Genomic DNA, 8,797 nt, shown 5'->3' with positions numbered 1-8,797 from the left:
GTTCCTCGTCATATTGCTTATCGAGTAAATGATCGTGACTCTTCATATAGCCCCCTTCAAACCACTAAAGCGATCCAGTGAAAAGATATCTCCAGTCTTCGCAGTATTTAATCTTGGTGATTCAGCCTTGAATGTCACAGCTTTATGATTCATGGCAACACTGGAGAGTTGCAGTCCGAGTAAATAAAACATTGGAGAATTCAGATTGTCTGAACTGTAAATCCGGTAATTTACTGTTGGCTTTACATCCGGAAATTGACCTTCGATTACCCTCTCGAATTCATCAGGTAACACATCACCCAATCCTGAAACAGAGACTGTCAATGTCTGGTCCAGATCACCTAACATTCCGGATCTTTGAATTGTCACTGGTAGATATTCATAAAATACCTGACCCGATCCTTCCTTATGCTGTACATATAGATCTCGGTCATCATTACGAACTATGCGGTAAGTATTTACGAAAGAAGGATGTGACAGCTCAATACACTCCAGTTGATAGACATCAACTTTCCGATTGAAAAAGAATTTGGCATATTCGTTATCCATTAGACCTCCCAGTCCTTAATCAAAGCTATATCGGCAGTCAGGTTAGGCTGGTTTTGAACAACTTCGAGCTGAGCATTTACCCGGTAAAGATTGCCATTAACTTCATTGGTCTTGAATGAGTTCGGAATGAAATTACATTGATATTGCTGACGTGCTCCCTGATCAATTACCAAGTCTGCATAAAACGAGGCTGGCTTGTTCTGATAGACTCGCCAGAACGCCATCATTTTATTGAAATCGGTTTTACTTAAATTCCAGTTCACATCAACAATGTGGCTATTACGTTTTACATCGATGTAATACCGCCCACGCCCCCCATCCAGTTGCTGGCGTTTCACATCATCACCTGGTGTTACGCCATAACCGCTGGTCTGAGGATTTAGCTTTAATTTGTACATAACTTTCCTTTAGGTAATAAAAAACCACCCCGAAAGGTGGTTTTATTGATTAACGATTCCGTCTTGCTGTCGTATTCTCAGTCAAAGACCGACTAATGGTTGAGTTTGGATTTGCGATTTGATCACTTACAAGCTTAGGTACCATTCTTGGAAGCTGCTTATCCAGTTCATCTTTAACAATGATCCGGACAGTTTGCTCATCCAGTTGTTCGGCTTCAACTGTCGCCCCACTCACCTGATTAATCACTTCAATTTTGAAATTGATTGTCGGTGTAGAAGGTTCAATTGAAGGCATAATCTCAGCTTGAGGGCGTGAAGTACGTCCTAAAGTAAAATCCTGAACATCATCCAGATTTGAACGATCTTGAACTAAACCATTTGATGAGAAGTAGACCTTGCCATCATGGAATAAGTCAGAATTTGCCGAAGACGCCAACTTAGGTGTGTCTCTATTACCTTTATAGATAATCTGAGTATCTTGAACCGGTTGATTAAAGATGTCAGATTGCTTTTGGCTTTCTATAAAGGCATTAGAGCTCATCATTGCACGGCGCATGACACTATCTGCCGAGGCATTGTTATTGAGAAAAGCTTCAGGGTTTGCACTCTTACGCATTTTCTCAACTAAACCAACACCACCCCATCTTTTAATGTCTTCTTGGGACCATACAATTTCGCCTTTGTGGACAATGCCTGCTGGAGTGTGTTTAAGCCCATTTCCTGTATAGCCACCGTCAGAGAATCCTGCGATAGTTTGTCCAGCAATGATCCCGGCATTTGCATAACCAAGTCCAGTTATCATCGTGGCATAAGTAGTTTTTTGAGCCAATGTTAATGCGGATGGATCAGCCATCACTTGTGCAGCAGCCAAGTGAGCGGAGATAATTGCTGAAGCTATAGCAAAAGATTGTTGAGCCACAAACATTGCTTTATAAGAGCGTGAGTTTTCACCACGAGCATCCTTAACAATTTGAGTCAAATTCCCCCATGTGCTTGAAGCAGATGAAAGCATCTGACTGTATAACTGCAATTGACTGTCGTGATCTGCTTTTCTTGCATCAATCGCCTTTAGGTGGTACTCATCCTCCATTTGCTGTCTGGCTTCCTTGAATACTCGCTCCGCTTCCAATCTCTCTTGATAGCTTGCTTTCTCTGACTCTAAAACAGCATTAAGATTGTCTTTTAGCTTCTGATAAGTTTGAGCGTAATCTTCATCCAATACTTGCATATTGGTTTGTTGGGGCTTGGCATAATTCATGGACTTAAGAAATTGACCAGAAGTGTCATATTTATCAGTTAAAGGGCTTCCAACACCATTGCGAATAAAATCCGCCTGAAATGCACTCATCCTCCTTCTGCGCTCTTCAAGATCAGTGATTTTCGATATTTCATCATACTCAAGAGCATATCGTTTTTTTATACGCTCCATTTCGGCCATCATGAACTGCTCAGCTTGAAACAAGCGCTGCTCTTTCGCCAATTCTGATAATGCAATTTCTTGCTTCATCTGTAACTTAAATGAATCAATCGCAATTTTGCGCTGTTCGTCTGTTAATTTCCCCTCAGCAACCAGACGTAATGAATTGGTTTCATATGTGTGCTCAAGCTTTTGTTTTTCAGTCCACTCATGGCCATTCACCTCAAAATCAAATTGTTTTTGAGCCAATTGATCTTCCGCATCAAAACGCTCTTTGATCTTTGGGATTAGGTTAGCCTGACCTGTCTGCAGTGCTAGATTAATTTCTTCATTGCGCGCCTTAGTTCGCTTCGCCTGCTCACTTTCATATTGATCTTGTAGGTTTAAACCCTGCTTGATCAACTCTAAACGCGCTTTGATTTGCTCTCCATAAGCCCTGTCACTATCACCTTCGGACAAGCCACCTTTGCCAACACCACCAGCAATGATGTCGGAATAACGGGAAACCTTGCCTACATATTCTGATACCTCCTTATTTCTTGCCTTGCTGCCAGATACCTTGCCTGTTTTTATGAACTGCTCTGCACCTGCCTCACCTGCATTATGTGAAAGTATTGCCTGAGCCAGGTTACCTGTTTTTTCATAAACCTTAGCAATATTATCAATTGCAATTTTCCCCGATTTTTCCAGATCATAACTATCTGCAACAGACATGTTATTCTGTTTACGATAGCCACTTGTTGTTTGAAAATATCCTATTGCACCAGTATGACTCTTGGCATCTCGAATACCTTTGGATTCTTGAGCCAACAAGCCTGCAATTACACTTGATGGTATTCCTTTGCTTTCTGCATACTTGCCTAAACCACTTGCTTCAATTAAAGCAGCAGAGCGTTTGGCTACCTCCAACTCAGCCTGCGTGATTTTAAGTCTCTTCTTACTCTCCTTGTTTTGCTCACGTATAGAATCAGTTCTAGCATCCGTGATGGCTTTGATTGATTCTTCTGATTTCCAAGTATCCACTAATGACTTCAACGCTTCTTGGTCTACTGCCTTAAGACCCTTAGCTACTGAATCTTTCCAAAGCTTCAGTAAATCATTAGCCTGAGATTCAGAAAAACCCTTTTTCATTACTATCTCGACAAATTGTGTATCCCACAATTTATCTGCATACAATTTCTGTAAGGACTTTTGAGCCTCATCTGCAGCCTGTTTTGTATTCTTGATAGCATCAGCATGCTTCTGTTGCTCAATTGCTGCATTTTGGGCTTTATTACCCGTTAAGGTAACTTCAATACCAAACAATTTAATGGCTGTTTTGGTCTTATCAGCCTTATCATAAGCTTCATTATATTTGTCGATTTGCTCCTGTAATGCATCTCTTAGGCTTGGGGGTAACTTCTGTTTAGCAAGTTGCTCCATAGCCTCCTTGTAGCTAATTGTGCCCAATCGAGCTTCATTAGAAATCCTTGTAAGTTCAACATTACCTTTACCGAAGTTTTGAATATCAATTAAAGCTGAACCAACAGCCATTTCTGTTTTTTTCAACTCCTCATTTTGAGCTTTAAAGGCCGTTGTTAAGTCGTTAATAGCTTTGGTTTTTGCCTCACCTTTTAAGCCTTTTAATTCTTCAGCTGTACGGTTAGCCACTTCGGCTTGTTCAGCAAGTGTTCTATTCGCTTCTTCTGCCTTACCTTTAAAATAAGTATATGTTGCTGCTAGAGCGGATACACCTAAGGTAATTGCTCCAATTGGACCACCGATCAGTCCTAATGCTCGGCTACCAATACTACCAACTAAAGAGGAAGCTGCTGAGAGCCGTGTTTGTGCAGCAGTTTGTACATTTGTAGCAGCAGTTACTGCGGCTTGTGCCTGTGCATACCGAGTCGCCGCTGCAGTAGCACCAAATTTAGCTTGGGTTTCTGCATTTGTAGCTCGTACATTTGCTAGATGAGCTTTAGCTGCATTCAAAGTAGCGGTAGCTTCTGCATATTCTGCTTGAGCATTTAATACAGAGGCTTGACGGCTTGCTAATGTTGATGCCATTCCCTCTTTAACCGCTGCGCTCTTCATCAAAATTGCACGAGTGATATAACCAATACCAACCACCAATGCTCCATCTGCAATTAAATCTAAATTACTTGCAAGAGTTTGAACGGATCCAGCTAATACCTGTGCGGCACCACTGCCTTTGCCAGCCTCACCCACAAATTTAGTGATTTCGTTATTTAAAAGTGTGAGTGATTGACCAATGGTTATATCTGTTTTTGCGAATAATGCATCGACATCATCTTGTACATTTTTAAGAGCCTTAACAATTTCTTGTGAAGTAATCTTTCCTTCTGCAGCTACTGAACGTAATTGCCCAACAGTAATACCCATGCCCTGAGCAATAGCTTTTGCTAAAGCTGGGGTTTGCTCCATTACCGAGTTAAGCTCTTCACCGCGCAAAGTACCACTGGCAAGCGCTTGCCCGAACTGTACCAATGCTGCATCAGCTGCCTCTGCACTTGCACCACTAATCGCCACTGCTTTTGACACTGTTTCAGTCAAACGCGCTGTGTCATCCATTGTAAGATTCAGCGTTTTAGCATTATCACTAAAGCGTTGGTAAACCTGTAAAACAGAATCCCAAGCTGAATATGTTTTTTGTGCGATCTGGAACGTATCTTCAGTTGCTTTATTTAGTTCAGCTTGATTATTAGTGACTAATTTAAGACGGTTCTGAAGACCTGTATAAGTATCCATATTATTTATGGCTGCATTAATCGTTACCAATCCAGCCATATATCCTGCTAATGACTTAATAGCAGTACTGTAAGAACGAGCAGATTTTTCCTGTTTATCTAGTTCTTGTGTTGTCGTTTTTATTTCTTGCCCATATTTTTGAGCTTGTTGTGTAGCTTGTTTAGTAGCCTCAGCAGTTTTATTTACTACATAAGATGAATTATTAACTGTAGTATTAAAATTTTGAACAATATTATTTGTGACCTTAATTTGCTTGCCTAGCTCTTCAGAGGTACGGGTAGCTGAATCGCCTTTTTCAGTAATCTTAGACATTTCTGCAGCTAAGGCTTTAGCATTGCGTTCAGCATTTTGCGAATCAATAACAATGACCAAACGGGATTCTTGTGCCATATCACTTTTCTCCAGGCAATAAAAAACCCGACACTTGGCCGGGCTGTTGGTTTAGTTGAATCTATATTTCTTTAGCGCATTTAAGTGATGCAGCTTTTAAGGCATTATCTTTCTTGTAAACCATATCTATATTAAATGCAGATAATGTTGTTTTTGCTTCTAAAACTTCTTGGTTAAGGGCTATAACTTTTAAGACCATTCCATTTTGAGAATAAAGTTGACCATTTGAATACTTAATCTTATTCAGAGTTATGTTGCCACTTGTGTCTTCACAAAGAATCCCGTTGCCATCTTCATTCAACTTAATCGTAGAAAGCCCTGGACCAACCGAAGTTGTCCAAATACCTGTAGCCTGCGGCTTTGTTGGAACAATATCACTGAATTTATTATTTATCATTTGAGTTACTGGAGTAACACAGCCACTTAATGAGATCGCAAGGCCTAATAAAATTATCTTTTGCATATTTCCAAACCCTTATCTTCAGATAGAATTTAACATCGACTTTGGTTAGCTTCTGTTTTTGTCTCTTTTTAAGATAGCAACCACAGCAATAGAATTAAACCCATCACAACACAAATCACTGTTATAGCGAATCCTGAGCTTATCCCTGTCCTTTTTTCATTATTTGACTTACTTTCAGTAGGTGTGGATTTTATTAGATTATTAGTCTTTTCAAACTCCCTAATTTGCTTCTTCTCTGGCTTTTTTAATGGAGGAGGAATCCCAATATGCTCTTCCTTTTTTTTATTCTTTCGTTCAGCCAAAAACCTATTGTTTATAACATCTTTATTGTTTTCTGGAATTTTTATAATAGGCTTTTCCTCAATTTGAGGAGAAGTAACAATCTCTTTTGTTCCATTTTCAGAACTCAAAAGGCTGCTTGAAAAATGTTGTACTGACTGATAATCATAACTAGGAAATAGATCTAGTCCTTGTTTAAAGTTCTCGAATCCATCATCCTTCTTTGCTCTTTTATAGTAAACTCTTAATCGATCATCATTACTATCATTCAAAGGGTTCTCTAGCTTACCCACTTTATAAACATAAGCAATGTGATACAAAGCTTGTAAATGTTTTCCTTCTATTCTAAGTAAATTTCCCATTGTGATATGCACAATAGCATCAAGCCCCAAAGTTTGCTTTTCAGTAAAGTTACATTGTTTTGCGTGCTTGAAATAATTTATTTTCTGCTCGTTAAGATGTCGCCAAGCATCATCAAACCTTTTTTCTTTAATAGCCTCATCGGCTTTGAGTTTATGCTCGGCAGCAGGGCCAAGATAGTCTTTAAGCATAAAAATACCCCTTGTTTAGGGGTAATTTAACAAACTGGTTACTAAATGTCACATAAAGCAAAACCACCCGAAGGTGGTTTTTTAAATTTATATATTTATTTTATTTCATTTTTTCAGCAATGCTTTGTTGAGAATTTCTCAACTTTATCAAGAGTAATCTTCTTATCTAATAATGTAGCAATAAACTTAACGATAATAATGACAGGTGAAGTTAATAACATGAAAAGAAAAGAGTTGGTAAAAATAGAACGTAGTACTACACGTATTCCTCTATTTTCAATTTCAATAATTTCCTTTCTAACAAAATCTCTGTCATTTGTCTCTAGAATAGTCTCTTTACCATTATTAGCCTTCATCTCTTCTCGAATAAACAATAAATACTCTAAAAGATTTGCTTCAGTAACGACATATTTGAGATGTTCAAAATCATCTTGAATATTCTTTACATATTTCAATTCTACTGGAGCTAAATTGGCTTTGTTTTCTCTTAAGTAAACTTCGGAAAGTAATCTCTCGAATTCCAAATCATCTTGTAAAAGCATATGGTTAGTTTTCACGATGACGCTTTGATAAAACAAATGGAATATAGCTAAGATTGTTAAAATTATTATTAATATACTCATCATGCATCTCCCACTACAGTGATTGAGCTACTTGAATCTGTAACCTTCTTAGTCAAATTCTTAATTAAATTGTCTCTTTGCTCAATCTGCTTTTTGTGAGCATTACGTAGTATTTTTATGTATACACTACATATGATAAGAGCAATTGCGAAAAGAACATAACCTGATACAGCGAACTCTCGGAAATTTGCAAATACATTAAATATAAGCTTACTAACATCTCCACCAGGCATTTTAAGTAGAACTAAAATTACTACAATGAAGATACAGAAAAAGGGAAACTGCCCTGTATTGATGGCATTCACCCCAATATCCCTAAATGCTCTGGCCCATGTAAAATTGCTGTTAGTTTCACCTTTTGGGCTATCTTCAATACCTGTCATTTGCAAATTCTTAACTATTAATTAATAAAAGCTCGTTCAAATAAATAGAAACTATTCATTTAGGTACAAAAATCCCCTTGGTAATTGCACTATTAAAAGAGATTAACCAAGAGGTGGAGATGTTATCTTATTCAGTACTTACAAAAGTGTCAATATCGAATTTAACCACCGAAGTCAAGAGTAGGTGACGGTTTAATTACATCAATCGCGTTACATCCCGTCGCTTGTTCACAGTTAAGTATCGCACGTCAGCATTTAAGTCTTCGTCGCTCGTTGCGTCGCCTTTTTATGCGCCTCCTCCAAAAACAAATTATCCAAAGCAAAAATACAGTCATTAAAGATATGAGCAGCCACAGGCAAATCATTATGCTCTGCATAGACATTGATTGCGTGCTGATCTAAAGATAAAGGGATACCCTGCTCATATCGTCGGGATCTGCAAATAGTGCTAAATGCCGAAAGAATGGAATCAGCCGCATAAGAATATTCTGGCGGATCCGGAATACGGCCACCTAAGAACTTGATTTGCTCGATTTCGTGCGGCGTTTTCGACGCATAGGTCTTTTGGTACTTATAGAGCTCGATGACTTTCCCAGAATTAAAGCCTTGTCCTTGTCGGCTTCTTCCTGAATCTTCTGGGCCTGCTCTTTAATGAATAACCAGATTGAAATACCAATATCACCAAGATTAAGAAGCTTTGAGGCATTCTCAGGTGTATACGGTTTTTCGGTCTCAACAGTTTTACCATCCACGATTTCGGCAAATACCACACCTTTCCAGTCTTCAATTAAGTGGGCAGCACATGCATCCATTAACAATTCGTGATAAAGCTTGGCATTTTCATCTTTGACCATCACATCATAGCCTTTAGACGAGATCTGGTTTCCTGCTCGTTCAATAGCTACCTGAAAAGGCTTATAAGCGATACCACGGACTTTAAATTCTGCCTGTACCTCTCCATCAGCACCTTTGTATTCGCACCATTTTGATACGTCC

At 38.8% G+C, this 8,797-nt stretch carries 7 protein-coding genes and 1 pseudogene; all 8 read right to left on the bottom strand.

The window, feature by feature from the left end:
- Positions 1 to 42 precede the first annotated feature (42 nt).
- Positions 43 to 549: a DUF1833 family protein gene (locus R5R67_RS18395; protein WP_109429039.1), complete on the bottom strand. Its 507-nt coding sequence runs from the start codon at positions 547 to 549 to the stop codon at positions 43 to 45.
- A complete protein-coding gene (locus R5R67_RS18390) occupies positions 549 to 947 on the bottom strand; it encodes a hypothetical protein (protein ID WP_317457953.1) in 399 nt (132 codons plus the stop codon). Before R5R67_RS18390 ends, R5R67_RS18395 begins: the two co-directional genes overlap by 1 nt.
- Positions 948 to 996: 49 nt before the next feature.
- Positions 997 to 5,199: pseudogene (locus R5R67_RS18385) on the bottom strand (tape measure protein); the annotation flags it as partial.
- Between the two features lie 364 nt (positions 5,200 to 5,563).
- Positions 5,564 to 5,965: a J517_1871 family lipoprotein gene (locus tag R5R67_RS18380; RefSeq protein ID WP_032021511.1), complete on the bottom strand. Its 402-nt coding sequence runs from the start codon at positions 5,963 to 5,965 to the stop codon at positions 5,564 to 5,566.
- A 68-nt stretch (positions 5,966 to 6,033) separates the two neighbouring features.
- Positions 6,034 to 6,795 (bottom strand): hypothetical protein, encoded by a 762-nt coding sequence (locus R5R67_RS18375; protein ID WP_032021510.1) that lies wholly within the window; start codon positions 6,793 to 6,795, stop codon positions 6,034 to 6,036.
- A gap of 113 nt (positions 6,796 to 6,908) precedes the next feature.
- Positions 6,909 to 7,421: a hypothetical protein gene (locus R5R67_RS18370; protein WP_140947144.1), complete on the bottom strand. Its 513-nt coding sequence runs from the start codon at positions 7,419 to 7,421 to the stop codon at positions 6,909 to 6,911.
- Entirely contained in the window at positions 7,418 to 7,801 is a 384-nt protein-coding gene (locus R5R67_RS18365; protein ID WP_079548186.1) for a hypothetical protein, read from the bottom strand. The genes R5R67_RS18370 and R5R67_RS18365 overlap by 4 nt, the downstream gene beginning before the upstream one ends.
- A gap of 512 nt (positions 7,802 to 8,313) precedes the next feature.
- Positions 8,314 to 8,797, bottom strand: a 484-nt coding sequence (locus R5R67_RS18360; protein ID WP_318755101.1) for a hypothetical protein, incomplete at its 5' end; no start/stop codon positions are given.

The sequence above is a fragment of the Acinetobacter sp. OYA S30 genome, from assembly GCF_033599315.1.
In the GTDB taxonomy this organism is placed as follows: Bacteria; Pseudomonadota; Gammaproteobacteria; order Pseudomonadales; family Moraxellaceae; genus Acinetobacter; species Acinetobacter baumannii.
Note: the sequence above shows the minus strand (reverse complement) of the source record. Positions and strands in the feature narration are given on the sequence as shown.